We start from the raw sequence: 18455 nt of genomic DNA, 5'->3' as shown, positions 1-18455 counted from the left end.
GCTTTGTTTTGAGAAGTTCGCGGAGCCCACTTCTCAAAACAAAGCACGCCTCCCCGGCCCTCGTCTGTAAACTCTTCCGCTGAGCGAGCGGGAGCTCGGACGTTTTTTCGGATGGACTGTCGATGCCCTTCGCTGTAGAGGCGGGCCGCGGGCAATCCGTTCCAATGTTTCCAAATGAATACGCTGTGAGCCGAGAGAGACGATTTTCCCCGCAAGCACTCTAGTATGCTAAAGTACCCAGAAGACCGGCGGAGCTATGCCGGTCTTCTGTTCTATATGAAACACAGCATGAGGAGGCTCATCAGATGACGGCCACACCGTGGGGATTCCGGGACATATTGCCCGAGGAGGCTCAGGCGCGCGAGGAGATTGCGCTGACGGTGAAGGGCTGCTTCAGGGAGCATCATTACCTTCCGGTCGAGACGCCGCTACTCGAGGACAAGGGTTCGCTCGAGGAAGGCGGCCGCATCGCGGATACTCCGTTCAAGCTTTTTGACGACGACGGCCGCTTGTTGGTGGTCCGTCCCGACAACACGCTGCCGATCGTACGCCTGGTTTCGACCCGCATGCGCGCTGCCGACCTGCCCCTGCGCCTTCGCTACGAGGCGCCGGTGGTTCGTGAGTGTCAGCGAAATGCCGGTGGTTCGCGCCAGTTTACACAGTTGGGCTTTGAGCTTATCGGTGCGGGCGATACCGCGGGCGATGTCGAGATCGTCTCGCTCGTGGCCGAGGCCGTGCGCAAGCTGGCACTGCCCGATGCGCGCATTATCGCAGGTAGCGTACGCCCGTTTAAGGAGCTGCTCGCGGCGTGCGAGGATCGCGAGCTGGCCGCCGAGGCCCTGCGCTGTGTGCACGCCAACGACTTTGTGGGCCTCGATGCCCGCGTGGCGGCAAGCGCCGAGTCCGATGCCGTCAAGGCCGCCATTAGCGAGTTGCCGCGTCTGCACGGCGGTGCCGAGGTACTCGACCGCGTGGACGCGCTGCTGGAGGCCGCCGGTATCGTCGCGCCGCTGACGCGCGAGCTGCGTGCCCTGGTCGAGGGCCTGGCACCCGAGGACGCCCAGGTGCTGTCGTTCGACTTCTCTATCATGAACTCTTTCGATTACTACACGGGCTTGGTCTTTAAGGCCTATGCCGGCGGCTTGCCCGATCCGGTCGGTTCGGGCGGACGCTATGACTCCATCTTTACCGGCGCATTTGGCGCCGGTATCGAGGTGCCGGCGGCGGGCTTCGCCTTTTCGCTCGAGCGCCTGGAGGCCGCGCGCACCTCGGCCGAGGATGCCGCTTCCGATGGCGACCATGCTGCGGGCCGTGGCGCCGAGGGCCCGCTGCGTATCGCCGTGCCCAAGGGCTCGCTTAAGGCCGACACGCTCGACGTGCTCGAGGCCGCGGGCCTGGACGTCTCTGAGCTGCGTGACCCCGGCCGTCACCTGATTGTGCGCGGCCGCGACACGCGTGCCGGCGAGGGCACGGTCGGCGATATCGAGTTTGTCATCGTGCGACCCAGCGATGCACCCGCCTTTGTGGGCTGCGGCGGTGCCGATTGCGGCATCTGCGGTTGGGACTCGCTCATCGAGGCCGACCTCAACCTGCTGCAGCTGGTCGATTTGGGCTACGGCCTGTGCACCTTTATCGAGGCGGAGCCCGCGTGGCGCGCCGGTCAGGCCGAGCGCAACTATGCCCGCCGCGGGTCGCTTCGCGTGGCAACCAAGTACCCGCGTATCGCGAGTGCCTGGTATGCCGAGCGCGGCGTGAACGCCGACATCGTTTCGCTGCACGGCAATATCGAGCTGGGGCCCATCGTCGGCATGACCGATCGCATCGTGGACATTACCGCCACTGGTGCCACGCTGCGCGACAACGACTTGGTCATCACCGGCCGCATCATGGACTGCACGGCCCGCTTCTTTGTCAACCCGGGCGCCGCGCGCCTGGACCCGCGCGTTCGCAACCTGGCCGATCGCCTGGCCGCGGCTGTTAAGGACAAGCATTTTGAGCCCGTTGCGGGCTCGGCACAATAGCGCGAGCACGCACGGGCGCCCCAACGTCCGGGCTGCGGGCCGACTGGCGCCGCCGTCCGGCCTCTCGTTTTTCGAACACAACCTCGACCGATAGGGGATACCGATATGAAGACCATCAAGCTTGTTCCCGGTGAGCGCCTCGTTACCAACCAGCTCAACCGCAAGGGCGTGCTGCCGCAAAACATCGTCGACGCCGCCCGCGATATCGTGGCCAACGTGCGCGCCAACGGCGATGCTGCGGTGCGCGATTACTGCCAGCGTTTTGACGGTGTTGAGCTGGAGAGTTTCCGTCTGCCGCAGGATCAGATCGATGCCGCGCTCGAGGGCCTCGACCCGGCTTTTGTCGCCGCGCTCGAGAAGGCCGCGCGTCAGATTCGCGAGTTCCACCAGCGCGAGGTCGAGCAGAGCTGGTTTACCACACGCCCGGACGGCACGATGCTCGGCGTTAAGGTGACCCCGCTCGCGGCGGCCGGCATCTATGTGCCGGGCGGCCGCGCGCAGTATCCCTCCACGGTGCTCATGAATGCCATTCCCGCCAAGGTGGCCGGCGTCAAGCGCGTGGTCATGGTGACCCCGCCGCAAAAAGACGGCCTGATCAGCCCTTACACGCTTGCCGCGGCAAAGCTCGGCGGCGTGGACGAAATCTATATGGTGGGCGGTGCTCAGGCCGTGGCCGCGCTGGCGTACGGTACCGAGACCATTCCGCGTGTCGATAAAATCACCGGTCCGGGCAACGCCTTTGTCGCCGCGGCCAAGCAGATTGTCTCGGGCGACGTGGGAATCGACATGGTCGCTGGCCCCTCCGAGGTCTGCGTACTGGCCGATGCCACGGCCAAGCCCATGGTGGTCGCGGCAGACCTGATGGCCCAGGCCGAGCACGATCCGCTGGCAGCCTGCTATCTGGTGACTTGCGACGAGCAGTTTGCGCGCGAGGTCGAGGCTGGTATCGACATTCTGGTGGCGCAGTCGCCGCGTGCCGAGATTACGCGCGCCTCGCTCGACAACGAAGGCACCATCGTGGTGGCCGCCGACATGGCTGCCGCCGTCGAGGCCGTGAACACCGTGGCGCCCGAGCACCTGGAGCTGCACTGCAAGGACGCAATGGGCCTGCTTGGCGGCATTCGTAACGCCGGCGCCATCTTTGTGGGCGCTTGGAGCTCCGAGCCGCTCGGCGATTATGTTGCCGGCCCCAACCACACGCTGCCGACCGGCGGCACGGCCATGTTCTCCAATCCGCTTTCGGTCGAAGAGTTCGTTAAGCGCTCGAGCGTTATCCGCTATACGCCCGAGGGCCTACTCTCCGACGCTCCCGCTACGCAGCGCCTGGCCGAGGCCGAGGGCCTGTGGGCGCACGCGCTTTCCGCCGCTCTGCGTCGTCGTGTGCTGGAGCAGGGCGAGGATGCCGTGAGTGCCGAGTCGCTGGCTGCGGCCGACCTGACCAAGGTCGCCTGGCCGGGCGACGCCGTGGCGACGGTTGCCGAGGGCGTGGACCTGGCGGCTGCAGGCGCGGATGGCGCCGGTGCGACCGGCGGGGAGGCCTAATATGGCCGAGCTGACGCCCCGCATGAAGGAGCTTGTCCAGCCTTACCTGACCGGTATTGAGCCCTACGATCCTAACTTTACGCCCACGCGCATCAATCTTTCGGCCAACGAGAACACCTATCCCGTGCCCGCCGGCGTGCGCGAGGCGGTTGATGCGGCCCTGGCTGCCATGCCGCTCAACCGCTATCCCGATCCCATGTCCAACGACCTGCGCGACGAGCTTGCTGCCTGGCATGGCGTGACGCGCGAGAACATCTGCGTGGGCAACGGTGGCGACGAGCTGCTCTATAACTACCTGCTGGCATTTGGCGGCGCGGGGAGGACCCTGCTCAACTGCCCGCCGTGCTTTAGCGAGTATGCCTTCTTTGCGTCTCTGTGCCAGACTGAAGTGCGCGATGTGTGGCGCGACCCGGCGACCTTTGAACTCGATCAGGCAGCCGTGCTTGCGGCGGCTCCCGAGTGCAGCCTGGCCATCGTGACCTCGCCCAACAATCCCACGGGCGATGTGGTGCCGCTCGACTTTGTCGCGGCCCTGTGCGATGCATGCCCCGGCATGGTGATGGTCGACGAGGCCTATGTTGAGTTTGCCGACGATTCGTTTGGCGCGGCAACCACAGCGCAAGGGCTTATCGCTAAGCATCCCAACCTGGTGATTCTGCATACGCTGTCCAAGGCGTTTGGCGCTGCCGGCACGCGTCTGGGCTATGTGATCGCGGCGCCCGAGGTCATCGATGTGTTTGCGGCGATTCGCCAGATTTATTCGGTCAATGTGCTGAGCCAGGCCGCCGCGCTTGCCTGCGTGCGTGCCCGCGATGCGTACGCGCCCGTGGTGGCACAGGTTGCATCCGAGCGCGAACGCGAGCTGTGCGCCCTGTGCGCAATGGCTGCCGAGGGCCTGCCCGTGGAGACATGGCCGAGTGCAGCGAATTTTGTGCTCGTGCGCACGCCGCATGCCACGCGCGTGCGCGAGCGCCTGCGCGACGAGTATTCAATTTTGGTGCGCGACTTTAGCTACGCGCCGGGGCTCGCGGACTGTCTGCGCATTACCGTGGGTACCCCGCAGGAAAACGACGAGGTGCTGGCTGCGTTTGCCGCGCTGGTGAAGGAGGAGATGTAGATGGACCGCTATGCCGAGGTAACCCGCAAGACGGGCGAGACCGACATTGTCGTAAAGCTCGACCTGGACGGAAGCGGCGTGTGCGATATCTCGACCGGCGTGCCGTTTTTCGACCACATGCTCAACGCTTTTGGCCGCCATGGTCTGTTCGATCTGACGGTGCACGCGGTGGGCGACGTGGAGGTCGATGCGCACCACACCGTCGAGGACACGGGTATTGTGCTGGGCGAGGCGTTTTGTCAGGCGCTGGGCGACAAGGCGGGCATTACGCGCTTTGCCGACGCGGCGATCGCCATGGACGAGACGCTTGTGATGGCTGCTGTTGATATTTCGGGCCGCGGGCAGGCCTACTGCGAGCTGCCCGTGCCCACCGAGCGCGTGGGCAGCTTTGATACCGAGCTGGCCGTCGAGTTCTTCTACGCCTTCGCGCGCGATGCCAAGCTCACGCTGCACGTTCGCGAACTGGCGGGCGGTAACTCGCATCACATTATCGAGGCCGCCTTTAAGGCCGTGGGCCGCACGATGCGCCACGCCTGCGAGCTCGATCCCCGCGTGCAGGGCATCCCCAGCACCAAGGGCTCACTGTAACCGTCACAAGGGTAAAACCACCACGAAGGTGCCTGTCCCCTTTGTGGTGGTTTTGGACAAAGAGAAGAGGGAGGGTCGCGTGGGCGAACCGAAGATCGTGGTGGTCGACTACCACAAGGGCAACTTGTCGAGCGTCGTGCGCGGGCTTGCGCGCGCCGGTGCCGCCGCCTGTACATCGGACGACCCGGAGCAAATCCGCCGCGCCGACGGCCTGGTCATTCCGGGCGTGGGCGCGTTCTATGACGCGATCGCCTTTATGCGCCAGAGCGGCGAGGAGGCGGCCGTGCTCGATGCCGTTGCCGCCGGAACTCCGCTGCTCGGCATCTGCCTGGGCCTTCAGCTGTTTTTTGAGCGCGGCAACGAGGGCGTGCCGGCGGACGAGGGTGCGGACGCGGAGGACGATGCCTCCGAGCAGGCCGGTGGCCCCTGGGTCGATGGCCTGGGCATCATGCGCGGCTCGTGCACGCGCCTGGAGTCGAGCCGTCTGAAGGTCCCGCATGTGGGCTGGGATCAGGTGCACATGACGCCTGCCGGCGCGGCCGATCCGCTGCTCGCCGGTTTTGCCGAGGGCGCCAATACGTACTTCACCCACAGCTATGCGGTGGCCGACGATGCCGATGCCGCCGATGTTCTGGCGCGCACGCACTACACGCGGAGCTTCCCGTGCATCGTGCGCCACGGCAACGTGTGGGGCTGCCAGTTCCATCCCGAGAAATCCTCTGCGCTGGGTCAGCGCATCCTTAAGAACTTCGTGAGCATCGTCGAGGAGGTTGGCAGATGATCCTGTTTCCCGCAATCGATTTGATCGGCGGCAAGGTCGTGCGCCTAGAGCGCGGCGACCGCAGCCGCTGCAAGGTGTATTCTGACGACCCCGTGGCCGTTGCCCGCTCCTTTACCGAGCAGGGTGCGAGCTGGGTGCACGTCGTCGACCTGTCCGCTGCCTTTGGCGAGGACGAGGACGCGTGCGCTGCCAACTCGGCGGCGATCGAGGCCATCTGCGGCGTCGACGGTCTGTCCGCGGACGTGGGCGGCGGCGTTCGTTCGCTCGCGCGCATCGACGAGCTGGCCGGCTACGGCGCGCGTCGCATCGCGCTAGGCACGGTGCTCGTGACCGAGCCGGGATTTGCCGAGGTGGCGGCGCAAGGCTTTGGCGAGTTACTGGTGGCAGACATTGCCGCCCGTGACGGCCAGGTCAAGGTGAATGGTTGGCGCGACGGCGCGGGTGTGGCGCTCGACGACGCCGTGGCGCAGCTCACCGAGCTGGGCTTTAAGCATCTGGTGTATACCGACATCGCGCGCGATGGCATGCAGACGGGCATCGACGTGGCGGCGTATCGCCATGTGGCCGAGGTCGCGGGCTTTCCCGTCGTGGCTTCGGGCGGCATCTCGACGCTCGACGATATCCGCGCACTGGCCGCGGTGGGCGAGGATGCCATCGAGGGTGCCATTACCGGTCGTGCGCTCTACGAGGGCAACTTTACGCTGGCCCAGGCGTTGGCCGCCGCCCGAGGGAAGGAGTAGCCCATGCTTGCCAAACGCGTGATTCCCTGTCTGGATGTTAAGGACGGCCGCGTGGTCAAGGGCGTCAACTTTGTGAGCCTGCGCGATGCTGGCGACCCGGTGGAGCTGGCGCGCGCCTACGACCGCGAGGGTGCAGACGAGGTCGTCTTCCTGGACATTACCGCGACGAGCGACAACCGCGCGACGACCATCGAGATGGCGGCGCACGCGGCCGAGGAGCTCGTTATTCCCTATACCGTGGGCGGCGGTTTCCGCGACTTGGCGGGCATGCGAACCATGGTTGCCGCCGGTGCCGACAAGGTGTCGCTTAACTCTGCCGCCGTGCGCGATCCGTCGTTGATCAGCCAGGCCGCCGCGGCGTTTGGCAGCCAGGCCGTGGTCGTGGCGATTGATGCCAAGCGCGTGGGCCTGCCCGGTCAGCCGGATGCCGACAAGTGGGAGGTCTTCACGGCGGGCGGTCGCAACGCCACGGGTATCGATGCGGTGGCGTGGGCCGAGGAAGCGGCTCGTCGCGGCGCCGGTGAGATCTTGCTCACCAGCATGGATCGCGACGGCACCAAGGCTGGCTTCGACCTGGCACTCACCCGCGCCGTGGCGCGCGCGGTGCCGATCCCGGTGATCGCAAGCGGCGGCGTGGGCACGCTCGAGCATTTTGCCGAGGGCGTGATCGAGGGCGAGGCCGATGCCGTGCTGGCGGCCAGCGTCTTTCACTTTGGAACTTTCAGCATTCGCCAGGTGAAGGAGTATATGGCCAGCCAAGGCATCCCTGTGAGGCTGGACTTCTAGTGCTGCGGCTTGCCCAGGCACCGCATCTTGCCGCTCAAACCGTCGCTCGCGTACCAAAGTACGCGTCGCTCCTCTTTCGCGGCAACCTGCGGCACCTGGACAACCCTCGCCGACCTGTGGGATTTCGTTTGTTACTTGGGAGAAATGATGAATGAGGTAATAAATGCTACCGAGCTTAAATACGACGCCCGCGGGCTGATTCCTTGCGTGGTTCAGCAGCATGACACCGGTGAGGTGCTTATGGTTGCTTGGATGAACGAGGAATCGGTGGGGCTGACGCTCAAGACCGGGACCACGTGGTTTTGGAGTCGCAGCCGTCAGGAGCTCTGGAACAAGGGCGCGACGAGTGGCAACATGCAGGAGGTCAAGGAGCTCTGGGCCGACTGCGATAGCGATACGCTGCTGGTCAAGGTGGACTCACCGGGCCCGGCCTGCCATACCGGCAACCGTACCTGCTTCTTTAAGCGCGTGGAAGGGGGAGTGCGATGAAAGTCGTGACGCCGTTCGAGGTCGCCGAATGCAACACCGAGCTCCTCCGCGCGGGCGTGCCATGCCGCGTGCACCTGACTGATGCCTGCGGGGCGCAGTCGCTTTGGCTCGAGGCCGAGAAGGAAAGGCTCGATGAGGCCCATGCCGTCATCGTCGAGTTCTTTGAGAAAAAGGGCGCAAAGCCTCGGTTCGATGAGGCCGGTACCTACTTTACGCTGCAGTAACGAGAGGAAATAACCATGGGAGTCAGAACAGCTAACGTGCAGCCGGGAAACATCGGTGAGATGCTGACGGGACTGGCCGAGGTGATTCACAGTCGTCGCGACGCATCGCCGCAGGAGAGCTATACCGCGCGTCTGCTGACCGACGTCGAGGACGAGCTTCTCAAGAAGCTTGCCGAGGAGGCGAGCGAGGTGATCATGGCCTGCAAGGATAACGACCACGATCACATCCGCTACGAGGCCGGCGACCTGATCTACCACCTGCTCGTGACGCTCGAGCGCTACGGCATCACCCTCGACGAACTGGCCGGCGAACTCAACGCCCGCCGCCACTAGTCATTGGGGACGTTCTTAAACGACTAGTTAGGCGAGGGGCGTGGATTCCCATTCGCCGGTGGGGTGGGGGATATCGAAGGCCCGGTAGCCGCAGTCGTAGGCGTGGGCCTGGGCCTCGCGGATGTTCCAGCAGATGTCGCAGGCGCGGTGCGCGTCCGAGCCAAAGGTGATGGGCACCTCGGCATGGGCGAAGCGGCGCAACAGCCCGGTCGCGGGGTAGTAATCGTCGAGCCCCTTGCGCGGTGCGGCGGTCGAGACCTCAACGCGGCGACCCGTATCGTGGGCGCATTCGGCCATCTGCTCCCAAAACGGCGCGGGGTCAAAGTCGGGTGCAAAGCCGTCCTTCGAAAAGCGCATGACCAGGTCGGGATGGGCCATCGCGTCAAAGTTGAGTGAGCTTTCGCAAGCACGGCACCAGTCGTCGACGTAGCACTCCCACACGCCGCGCACGCCTAAGTTTTCCCAAACATGCAAGTTGGTATCGTCGTCGATCCAACCGCAAAGGGAATCGGGTGTATCGGGGCGCGCGACGTCCTCTGTCCCTGCCGTGCCCGCGGCGCCTGCCGCAATATCGCCCGGGTTGCCAATCCAGTGCACGCTGCCCAGACGTACGACGGAGCCCTGGGACCAGTGCTCTACCAAGGGCTCGCAGCCCTCGTACCAATCGCATTCAAAACCGTAGATAAAGGTGAGCTCCGGCGCAATCTGCGCGGCGAGTTTGCGGGCGTCCTCAAAGGCCAAACGATGTGCCGGCAAGTCGCCCTCGACGACCTGCACCTCGCAGTTAGCATCCATACTGACGGGCAGGGTAAGGTGGTCGGTCGAGACCATGACGCGGCAGCCGGCGGCAGCAGCGGCACGGACGTTGTCCTCGAACGAGGCGTGCCCGTCCGAGAACGAGGTATGAGTATGGCAATCGACCAGCGGGCAGGCGGGCATGGCGACTCCTTTGCATTTGGTGAATCCGCTCCATTGTAATGGTGCAGCTCTCAACACGCCGCGCACGCCGGGTGCCGAAATCGAGTGGAAAGGCGGGGCGGCGCGTGCCGGCGCCGGCGACTACTTGCTTCGTGCCGCCGCGCGTTTGGCCTGCACTGTTACCATCGCGTGTCTCACGGCGGTGATGGGGCGATAGCGGATCATACGCGGTCCCGACCAACGCATAACCTCGCGGATCTTCTCGCGCATGGCAGGCCGGTAACAATGCGAAGGACATGCCGAGCAAAATGTCTTGGTGCCCATGTGCGGGCAGTGCTCAATGCGCGCGATGGCGTATTTCTGCAGCTCGGCGCATTCGGGGCAGAGCGTAATGGTTCGAAGGCCGAGTTTCACGCGCACGGACTCATCGCCGCCAGCCTGTTCGACCACATGCCCGCCGCCATGATGCCCACGACACCACAGCGCAATCATCTGCGACACCATTTGGGCCTCACGCTCACGTTTGCGTGCTAGCTCCGGTGTGTCGACTGGGCGCGCCATTAGCTCAGCCTCCCGTGCTCGACCGAAAGCGAGAAATCGGCAAACGCGCAGGTGCTGGCACGGTGGCTCACGAGCACAATGGTCTTGCCGCGGCGCTTGAGCTCGTCGATTGCCTGCATCACGGACGCCTCGTTGAGAGCATCGAGCGCGCTGGTGGGTTCGTCGAGCAAGATGAAGGGTGCGTCGTTGAGGAAGATGCGCGCAAGGCCGATGCGCTGGCGCTCGCCGCCCGAAAGCGAGTCGCCCAGCTCGGCAACGGGCGTGTCGAGTCCCTGCGGCAGACGGTCGATGAGCGTGGTGAGTGAGGCGGAGCGGCAAGCGTCGAGCAGCTCGGCATCGGTGGCGTTGGCGTGCGCGACCAGCAGGTTCTCGCGTACGGTGCCGCAGAACAGATGCGTGTCCTGGGTCATATAGGCCTCGTGGCTGCGCAGGCTCGCCGTGTTGATGTGGCGGGCATCGACGCCGCTCACTGTGATGGTGCCGGCTGCGGGGTCCCAAAAGCGCATGAGCAGCTTAAGCAGCGTCGACTTGCCCGAACCCGAGCGCCCCATGATGCAGGTCATGGTACCGGGCGCAAAGGTGCAGGTCACGTCGTCGAGGATGAGACTCGCAGCGGTGTCGTTCGCGACCTGCTCTGTGGCGCCCGCACCGCCCGCGTCCACGCCGCCCACATAGCTAAAGCTCACATGCTCGGCTGCGGCGCCGGCAAACTCAACGTTCTGTCCATCGGCGACCTCGGCGCACTGGGGCTGCTCGTCGAGCAAATCGAGCACGCGTGCGCCCGAGGCGAGCGTCTCCTGCAGTGAGGCGCCCAGGCGGCTCACGGCCATCACCGAGCCAAACGACGACACAAAGGTAAAGACGGCGACAAACGCTGCGGCAAAGTCAATCGTTCCCGCAGCCACCAGCTGCAGCGCACGCCCGAGCATCACCAGATTAGCCACAAGAATAAGCGCATCGGCTACGGCCTCGCTGACCGCCTGGCGGCGCTTGAGGCGCGCGTCCACGGCGCCGACTTGCTCGGTCAGCTTGCCCAGGGCACGGCTGCGATCGGTGCCACCGGCAAACTGGATGGTCTCGCCCGCGCCGCGCAGACTGTCGAGTACAAAGGCGCCCAGCTTACCGGCGCCCTCGCGGCTCTGGCGGCCGGTGGTGCCGCATGCCTTGGCCGAGGTCAGGGGCAGCAGCACGCCCAGGACCGCGTAGGCCACGAGCGCGATGCCCGCGAGCTCGGGGCTCACAGCCAGCAAAAAGCCCTCAAACACAACGGTGCAGACCAGAGCTATGGCAATGGGCGAGATGGTGTGCGCGTAGAAGACCTCGAGCAGCTCGATATCCGAGGTGACCAGGCTCACGAGCTCGCCCTTGCCGCGGCCCTCGAGCTTGGCGGGGGCGAGCTGGCGCAGGGCGCCAAACACCAGGTCGCGAATGTGTGCGAGCAGACGGAATGCGATGTAATGGTTGCAGAGCTGCTCGCCGTAGTGGAGCGGCCCGCGTGCGATGCCGCAGGCGGCGCAGGCCGCGCATGCTGCGATCGGACCAAGCCCCAAGGCGTTGCGGCCCAGCGCGGCCATAAGGCCGAGGGCGCCAAAGGCCGGCACGAACGCGGCGGTGAGCATGCCAATGCTGCCCAGCGCGACGGCTAGCACAAGCCAGCCGGCAAGCGGTCGGACAAGCCCCATCATGCGCCACATGATGGACGGCGCCGAGCGACGGGCGCGGCCGGAGTCAGGCGCCGCGGCAGCGGAAGACGAGCCAGCACCGTTGAGGCCATCGGTACGGGCGGTGCTGCCGTCAACAGCCTCAACCGCGCCGGCATCCTCGGCATCACCCTCCGCATACGCATATGCCGAGAGCTGCTCCTGGCTGTTCCACATGCGCGCATAGGCGCCCGCGCCCGACAGGAGCTCATCATGGGTGCCGCGCTCGGCAATGCGACCGCGCTCCAGCACCAGAATCTGGTCGGCGTCCACGATCGTCGACAGGCGATGCGCCACCACAATTACGGTGTGCTCGCCGGCAAGCGACGCGATGACCTCGCCGATCGCGGCCTCGCTTGCGGCATCGACGTTGCTCGTCGCCTCGTCAAACACATAGATGGGCGAGTCGTGCAGCAGGGCGCGGGCCATGCACACGCGCTGGCGCTGGCCGCCCGAAAGGTTGGTGCCACCCTCGTTAATCACCATGTCGAGCCCGCCGTTGGCCCGCACAAAGGCCGCCACGCGCGTGCGGTCGAGCGCGCGCAAAAGCTCGGTGTCGGTGGCGTTGGGCTGGGCGAGCAGCAGGTTGTCGCGCAGGGTGCCGGCAAACAGGTAGCCGTTGGTGGGCACCAGCGTGACGGCGCGCATGAGTGAGGTGGCCGTGGCATCGCGCAGCTCGACGCCGCCAATGCGCACGCTGCCGCGGTAGGCGTCCTTGCGGCCCGCGATAATCCCCGCGAGCGTGGACTTGCCGCCGCCGCTTTCGCCCACGAGTGCCACGAGCGAGCCGTGCGCAATGGTCGCGCTGGCGCTGTCCAGCACGGTGCGGTCGCCGTAGGCATAGCTCACGCCTGCGAGCTCGATATCGCCGCGACCATCAAGCTCAACATCGCCGCGCTCGGGCTCGGGCGTATCCAAAATGCCAAACATGCGGCGCGAGGCGGCCATGCCGTTCATGGCCGTGTGGAACAGCGATCCCAGGCGGCGCATAGGCAAAAAGAACTCCTGTGACAGAAAGACGATGAGGAAGGCAGCCTCAAAGCCGATCTTGCCCGTGGCGAGCTGCAGTGCGGCCACGATAATGCCGAGCGCGGCGCCCATATAGACGACCAGGTCCATAACGCAAATGGAGCGCAGCTGCATCACCAGCAGGTGCATGGTCGCTGTGCGGAAACGCTCGGACTCGGCGTTGATGCGCTCGTGCCAGCTTCGATCGGCCTGGTAGACCTTAAGGGTGGTGAGACCCTGCACGGCCTCCAGGAACATGCCGCCAAGATCGACATAGCTGCCCCAGTACTCGGCACCGATCTTTTTGGCGTTGCGCATGACCATCATAATGGAGACGGGGATGATCGGAACGCAGGCGAGCAGCAGCGCGGCGGGAAGACCCGCCTGGCCCACGAGCAGTACAAACAGCGTGATGGGTGCCAAGCCGGCAAAGAAGAGCTGCGGCAGGTAGCCGCCAAAGTACACCTGGAGTTGCGTGGCGCCCTCGACGCTGGTCTGGACGGCCTCGGCGGTGGGGACGGTCTCGGTGTAGGAGGGGCCGAGTGCGGTGAGCTTGTCGTAGACGAACGAGCGCACGCGGCGGACGGCCTCGAACGCGGCTTTGTCGCCGGCGCGTTGGGCCAGGTAGATGGAGGCGGCGCGCACGATGATGGCGGCGGCGAGCGGCAGGGCCGCCTGTGCGAGGGCATCGACGGCGAGCGCGGCGGAAAGGCCGTCCGTGACGATGCCGCCCAAGATGCGCGCAAGCACCCACATCACCGTGATGTTTGCCATGAGCGCGATCCACTTAAACAGGACGCTTGCCATAATGTAGGGCGTTGCCTGCGGAACCAGGGAGAAGAGCCGCTTCTCGAACATGAAACCTCCTATGCCGTAACGGTGCCGGGCGGGGTCCTCGGCAGCCGCTTAGTTAGCCAAATGCAACTAGAGTAACATCGTTCAGCGGGTAAGTATGCCGAGGGTAATTTTTGGTCGATGAACTGCGTAGAAAGTCCAAAATTGTTGAGTGCGGCGAACTTTGTGGTGGACGGAGTGCGGGCGCAATTCTGATCGTGTGCGGCCTCGCTCCAAAACGTGTACGTCAGCCTCCAAAACCGACAAAAAATGACATGTTTGGAGGCTGACGTACACGTTTGGATAGGGGTGAGGGCGGCGACGGACGAATGTCACGCCTGTGCCACGTCCGATGTGCTAGCGTTTGGGTGAATAAAACGAGCCCGTGCGGAAAGGATTCGGACCGTATGCAACGTGGAAGTACATCTCCGCTGTCCCGCGAGACCGATGCGCCCGAAACTATCGTCAAGCTGGAGTGCGACATCGATGACGCGTCGCCCGAGGTGCTCGCCTACGCCGCCGACCGCCTGCGCGAGGCCGGCGCCCGCGAGGTGCACTGGCTGCCCCTCTACTGCAAAAAGGGCCGCCCCGGATGGCAGTTGCAGGTGATTTGCTCGCATGAGGATATCGAACGCCTACAGACGATTATCTTTTTGGAGACCACGACCAACGCCGTTCGTCGCCAGGTGATGGAACGCGTCTGCCTGCCGCGTCGTTTTGAGCAGGTAGCGACGCCTTGGGGCGAGGTGGCCGTCAAAGTAGCCACCCTGCCCGACGGCAGCGAGCGCGCGGCACCCGAGTACGAGGATTGTGCCCGTCTTGCCCGCGAGCACAACGCGCCGCTCCAGCGCGTGATGCAGGCGGCACAAGCCCCGGCACTGCGATTTGAATAGCGCGGCCGGCGACATCCCGCGCCCAGCCCCATCAACCCCACACCGAAAGGACTCCCCATGAAATACCTCATCGCTTCCGACATTCACGGCTCGGCATACTGGACCGAGCGTCTGGTCGCCGCCATCGAATCCGAGCAGCCCGACCGCATCGTGCTGCTGGGCGACTTGCTCTACCACGGCCCGCGCAACGACCTGCCGCGCGACTACGCTCCCAAGCGCGTGATTCCGCTGCTCAACGCCCTGGCCGACCGCATCATCGCCGTCCGCGGCAACTGCGACGCCGAGGTCGACCAGATGGTGCTCGACTTCCCCGTCATGGCCGACTACGCCACGCTGTTCGACGAGACCGGCCGCGAGCTGTTCCTGACGCATGGCCACGTCTTTGGCGCCGGCATGCATAACAGCGTCGACCACGCGCCCGCGCTGCCCGAGGGCTCCGCGCTCGTCTACGGCCACACGCACATCAAGGTTAACGAGGCAAGCGAGGCGCACCCGGGCCTGTGGCTCTTCAACCCCGGCAGCGTGAGCATTCCCAAGGACGGTACGCACAGCTATGGCATCTACGAGGACGGCGCGTTCCGTCACGTGATCCTGGAGGAGGAATAACCATGGCCGAGCATATGGCTCAGCAAAATGCCGAGGGTTCGCGCGACCTGTCCACGCTGGTCGACGCGTCGGCCGAGCTGCAGCATCTGGTGCAGACCATCTGGCGCCTGCGTCAGCCCGATGGCTGCCCGTGGGACCGCGAGCAGACGCATCAGAGCATTGGCAAGAACATGATCGAGGAGGCCTACGAGGCGCTCGACTGCATCGAGGCCGACGATGCCACGCATCTGCGCGAGGAACTCGGCGACGTGCTCATGCAGGTCGTACTGCATGCGCAGATTGCGGCGGACGCCGGTGAGTTTTCGCTGGCCGATGTGGCACGCGATATCGACGCCAAGCTCATCCGCCGCCACCCACACGTGTTTGGCGATGCGGACGCCGAGAGCTCCGACGAGGTTCTCAAGATCTGGGACGAGGTCAAGCTTGCCGAGAAGGCCGCCAAAGACCAGGCCGTGGCGGCAGGCGAGGCCGCGCCCGAGGGTCTGCTCGACGGCGTGCCCACGCACCTGCCGGCGCTGATGCAGGCTCAGAAGGTGTCGCGCAAGGCGGCTGCCGTGGGCTTTGAGTGGGAGACGGTCCAGGACGTGTGGGACGAGGTCGCCGAGGAGCGTGCCGAGTTTGAGGCCGAGGCTCCCGGTTCTCCCGAGCGCGAGATGGAGTTTGGCGACCTGCTCTTTGCCCTGGTCAACGTTGCGCGCAAGGAGGGAATTGACGCCGAGAGCGCCCTGCGTGCCAGTACGGCAAAGTTCCGCCGCCGCTGGGCCGCGATGGAGCAGATGGCGGCCGACGCCCACGTGGATCTGGCCGAGCTTTCGACCCACGGCCTCAATGACCTCTGGGATGCCGCAAAGGCAGAGGAGTAAGACTGCGGGGGCGACGGGACGGACTTGTCCCATCGCCCCTATTATTTTTAAAAAGATTGTATCCCTTGGCTAACTTAGGGCATAATGCAAAAAGTGCGATAAGGCTAACTTATGAACCTGCGCGCCGCTGTAGCGTGCAAGCCGTGTCGCCAAGCATTCAACCCGTTTCCAAGTGAGAGGGAGACAACATGAGCGATATTTTGGACGTCTACGGTCGCGAGGTGCTCGACAGCCGCGGCAATCCCACCGTCGAGGTCGAGGTCGTGCTCGAGGACGGCAGCTTTGGCCGCGCAATGGTGCCTTCGGGTGCTTCGACCGGCGCCTTTGAGGCATGTGAGCTGCGCGACGGCGACAAGGGCCGCTATCTGGGCAAGGGCGTTTCGCAGGCCGTCGAGCACGTCAATAACGAGTGCGCTAACGCCGTCGTGGGCCTCGACGCCTTCGACCAGCGCGCCGTCGATGCCGCGCTGATTGCCGCGGACGGTACCCCCAACAAGACCAAGCTCGGTGCCAACGCCATCCTGGGCGTGTCGCTGGCCGTCGCCCGCGCCGCTGCCGAGTCGGCGGGCCTGTCGCTGTACCAGTACCTGGGCGGCGTCAACGCCCACCTGCTGCCCACGCCTATGATGAATATCCTCAACGGTGGCGTCCATGCCGACAATAACGTTGACTTCCAGGAGTTCATGATCATGCCGGTGGGCGCCCCGAGCTTTGCCGAGGGCCTGCGTTGGTGCGCCGAGGTCTACCACACCCTCAAGGGCGTGCTGCACGAGGCCGGCCTGGGCGGCGGCGTGGGCGACGAGGGCGGCTTTGCGCCCAACCTCAAGACCAATGCCGAGCCGTTCGAGTACATCACCAAGGCCGTGGAGAAGGCCGGCTTTAAGCCCGGCGTCGACTTCATGTACGCCATGGACCCGGCCTCGACCGAGTTCTACAACGCCGAGACCGGCATGTACGAGCTCAAGGGCGAGGGCGTGGAGTACACGAGCGCCCAGATGGTTGATTACTGGGAAAAGCTCGTCGACACCTATCCCATCATCTCCATCGAGGACGGCATGGCCGAGGAGGACTGGGACGGCTGGGTTGAGCTCACCCGTCGCATTGGCAACAAGGTGCAGCTGGTGGGCGACGACCTGTTCGTCACCAACACCGAGCGCCTTAAGAAGGGCATCGAGCTGGGTGCCGCCAACGCGATCCTGGTCAAGGTCAACCAGATCGGCACACTCACCGAGTCGCTCGAGGCCATCGAGACCGCCAAGGAGGCCGGCTATGCTTGCATCGTGAGCCACCGCTCCGGCGAGACTGAGGACTCCACGATTGCCGACCTGGTCGTGGGCGTCAACGCCGGCCAGATCAAGTCGGGCGCCCCGTGCCGCAGCGACCGTATCGCCAAGTACAACCAGCTCATCCGCATCGAGGACGAGCTCGAGGGCAGCGCGCGCTATGCCGGCAAGGCCGCGTTTTACAACATTCGCTAAACGGGCGAATTTGGCGAGGGGGAGGCTGACTCGGTTCCGTCCCGCCTTGACTGGATGCTGCAAAGCGCCATGGGCGCTGGGCCATACGGCTCAGCGCCTTTTTTATGTCGAGCAAAGGCTGGCGAAGGCGGTGCAGGCGCTCGTGCTATAACTAAAGGACTTAGCGCAAACAAACCTCAACCGCACAAGGCGCACATGGATCAGATTTACGACAACAGGTACTATTCCGCCGGTTCGCGCGAGCCGTCGCCTCGCCGTGCGCGCACGGTGCAGCTCGGTGGGTCCGCTTATGCCGGCGCCGACCGCTCCACGCAGCGCCCGGCAAGTACCTCGCGCCCCAATGCTCAATCAAATACCTTGGCAGATGGACCGGTGCGCCCGGCACGTTCGTCGCATGCGTCGCGTCCCTCGACTCAAGCACACGACAAATCGAGTAGGCCCTCGAACCGTCTTTCGGGCTCGGACTTTATGCATTACGCCAACGACAACGCGGTTGTCAAGGCGATCTATGACTTTACGCATGGCCCTCTGCGTCCGCTGTTTATCGGTATCGTGGTGGCGCTGGTGCTCGTGAGCCTGTATTTCCCCGTGCGCGATCTGTACGTGGCAAAGCGTTCGAGCGATATCTTGGCCAAGCAGGTCGAGATTCGCCAGCAATACAATGATGAGCTGCAAAAAAGCGTCGACAAGCTGCTCTCGGAGGAGGGTATCAAGGACGCGGCGTCCGAGGACCTGGGCCTGGTGATGCCCGGCGAGAAGAAGATTGACGTGCTAGGTTTGGACGACGATTCGGACTCGTCGTCGAGCAAAAAGTCCTCAAACGCCAAGAAGGCCAGCGAAGTGGCCAAGGAAATCGAAGAAGTCGGCAAGGACGCGCCGTGGTACATCCAGGCGCTCGACATGCTGTTTGGGTTTAACGGCGTCGAGGGTCAGACGGTCGTGTCCAACGGCAAATAGCGCCCGGAGGGGAGCC

18 protein-coding genes are annotated in these 18455 nt (G+C 64.7%); 15 read left to right on the top strand and 3 right to left on the bottom strand.

Features of this window, described 5'->3' with window-relative positions; genetic code table 11:
- Positions 1–305 precede the first annotated feature (305 nt).
- From hisG to hisE, 10 genes are all read left to right on the top strand, one after another.
- Positions 306–2021, top strand: coding sequence for an ATP phosphoribosyltransferase (hisG, locus tag DWW73_RS06130; protein ID WP_117779033.1), 1716 nt, complete (start codon positions 306–308; stop codon positions 2019–2021).
- Between the two features lie 105 nt (positions 2022–2126).
- Positions 2127–3563 (top strand): histidinol dehydrogenase, encoded by a 1437-nt coding sequence (gene hisD / locus DWW73_RS06125; RefSeq protein ID WP_117779032.1) that lies wholly within the window; start codon positions 2127–2129, stop codon positions 3561–3563.
- 1 nt (position 3564) lies between these two features.
- Positions 3565–4680 carry a histidinol-phosphate transaminase gene (hisC, locus tag DWW73_RS06120; RefSeq protein WP_199413473.1) on the top strand — a complete coding sequence of 372 codons (1116 nt, stop codon included), beginning with the start codon at positions 3565–3567 and terminating at the stop codon, positions 4678–4680.
- A complete protein-coding gene (gene hisB / locus DWW73_RS06115) occupies positions 4681–5268 on the top strand; it encodes an imidazoleglycerol-phosphate dehydratase HisB (RefSeq protein ID WP_117779030.1) in 588 nt (195 codons plus the stop codon). It begins immediately after the preceding gene.
- Positions 5269–5347: 79 nt separating this feature from the next.
- Positions 5348–6049 carry an imidazole glycerol phosphate synthase subunit HisH gene (locus tag DWW73_RS06110; RefSeq protein ID WP_117779036.1) on the top strand — a complete coding sequence of 234 codons (702 nt, stop codon included), beginning with the start codon at positions 5348–5350 and terminating at the stop codon, positions 6047–6049.
- A complete protein-coding gene (locus DWW73_RS06105; RefSeq protein WP_117779029.1) occupies positions 6046–6789 on the top strand; it encodes a HisA/HisF-related TIM barrel protein in 744 nt (247 codons plus the stop codon). Before DWW73_RS06110 ends, DWW73_RS06105 begins: the two co-directional genes overlap by 4 nt.
- Positions 6790–6792: 3 nt before the next feature.
- The gene (hisF, locus tag DWW73_RS06100; RefSeq protein WP_089573592.1) at positions 6793–7575 is read left to right on the top strand and encodes an imidazole glycerol phosphate synthase subunit HisF; all 783 of its coding nucleotides are present in this window, start codon (positions 6793–6795) and stop codon (positions 7573–7575) included.
- A 147-nt stretch (positions 7576–7722) separates the two neighbouring features.
- Complete coding sequence (hisI, locus tag DWW73_RS06095; protein WP_117779028.1) at positions 7723–8064, top strand: phosphoribosyl-AMP cyclohydrolase; 342 nt, start codon at positions 7723–7725, stop codon at positions 8062–8064.
- On the top strand, positions 8061–8288 hold the full coding sequence (locus tag DWW73_RS06090; protein WP_089573590.1) for a hypothetical protein: 228 nt from the start codon (positions 8061–8063) through the stop codon (positions 8286–8288). The genes hisI and DWW73_RS06090 overlap by 4 nt, the downstream gene beginning before the upstream one ends.
- Positions 8289–8303: 15 nt before the next feature.
- Complete coding sequence (gene hisE / locus DWW73_RS06085) at positions 8304–8621, top strand: phosphoribosyl-ATP diphosphatase (protein WP_117779027.1); 318 nt, start codon at positions 8304–8306, stop codon at positions 8619–8621.
- A gap of 27 nt (positions 8622–8648) precedes the next feature.
- Here the strand turns inward: hisE and DWW73_RS06080 are convergent, their stop codons facing one another.
- From DWW73_RS06080 to DWW73_RS06070, 3 genes are all read right to left on the bottom strand, one after another.
- Positions 8649–9560 carry a PHP domain-containing protein gene (locus DWW73_RS06080; RefSeq protein ID WP_117779026.1) on the bottom strand — a complete coding sequence of 304 codons (912 nt, stop codon included), beginning with the start codon at positions 9558–9560 and terminating at the stop codon, positions 8649–8651.
- A 120-nt stretch (positions 9561–9680) separates the two neighbouring features.
- Positions 9681–10100, bottom strand: a complete 420-nt coding sequence (locus DWW73_RS06075; protein WP_089573587.1) for a nitrous oxide-stimulated promoter family protein — start codon at positions 10098–10100, stop codon at positions 9681–9683.
- Positions 10100–13666, bottom strand: coding sequence for an ATP-binding cassette domain-containing protein (locus DWW73_RS06070; protein ID WP_117779025.1), 3567 nt, complete (start codon positions 13664–13666; stop codon positions 10100–10102). Before DWW73_RS06070 ends, DWW73_RS06075 begins: the two co-directional genes overlap by 1 nt.
- Before the next feature lie 383 nt (positions 13667–14049).
- Here DWW73_RS06070 and larC point away from each other — a divergent pair, with 383 nt between their 5' ends.
- The 5 genes from larC to DWW73_RS10295 all read left to right on the top strand — a co-directional run bounded on the left by larC (position 14050) and on the right by DWW73_RS10295 (position 18439).
- Positions 14050–14535, top strand: a complete 486-nt coding sequence (larC, locus tag DWW73_RS06065; protein WP_233509138.1) for a nickel insertion protein — start codon at positions 14050–14052, stop codon at positions 14533–14535.
- Between the two features lie 57 nt (positions 14536–14592).
- Complete coding sequence (yfcE, locus tag DWW73_RS06060) at positions 14593–15141, top strand: phosphodiesterase (RefSeq protein WP_117646212.1); 549 nt, start codon at positions 14593–14595, stop codon at positions 15139–15141.
- 2 nt (positions 15142–15143) lie between these two features.
- A complete protein-coding gene (gene mazG / locus DWW73_RS06055) occupies positions 15144–16004 on the top strand; it encodes a nucleoside triphosphate pyrophosphohydrolase (RefSeq protein ID WP_117779023.1) in 861 nt (286 codons plus the stop codon).
- A gap of 188 nt (positions 16005–16192) precedes the next feature.
- Entirely contained in the window at positions 16193–17482 is a 1290-nt protein-coding gene (eno, locus tag DWW73_RS06050; protein WP_117564903.1) for a phosphopyruvate hydratase, read from the top strand.
- A gap of 195 nt (positions 17483–17677) precedes the next feature.
- Positions 17678–18439: a septum formation initiator family protein gene (locus tag DWW73_RS10295; protein ID WP_233509137.1), complete on the top strand. Its 762-nt coding sequence runs from the start codon at positions 17678–17680 to the stop codon at positions 18437–18439.
- The last annotated feature ends 16 nt before the right edge of the window (positions 18440–18455 follow it).

The sequence above is a fragment of the Collinsella sp. AF16-8 genome, from assembly GCF_003462695.1.
Classification (GTDB): Bacteria; Actinomycetota; Coriobacteriia; order Coriobacteriales; family Coriobacteriaceae; genus Collinsella.
Note: the sequence above shows the minus strand (reverse complement) of the source record. Positions and strands in the feature narration are given on the sequence as shown.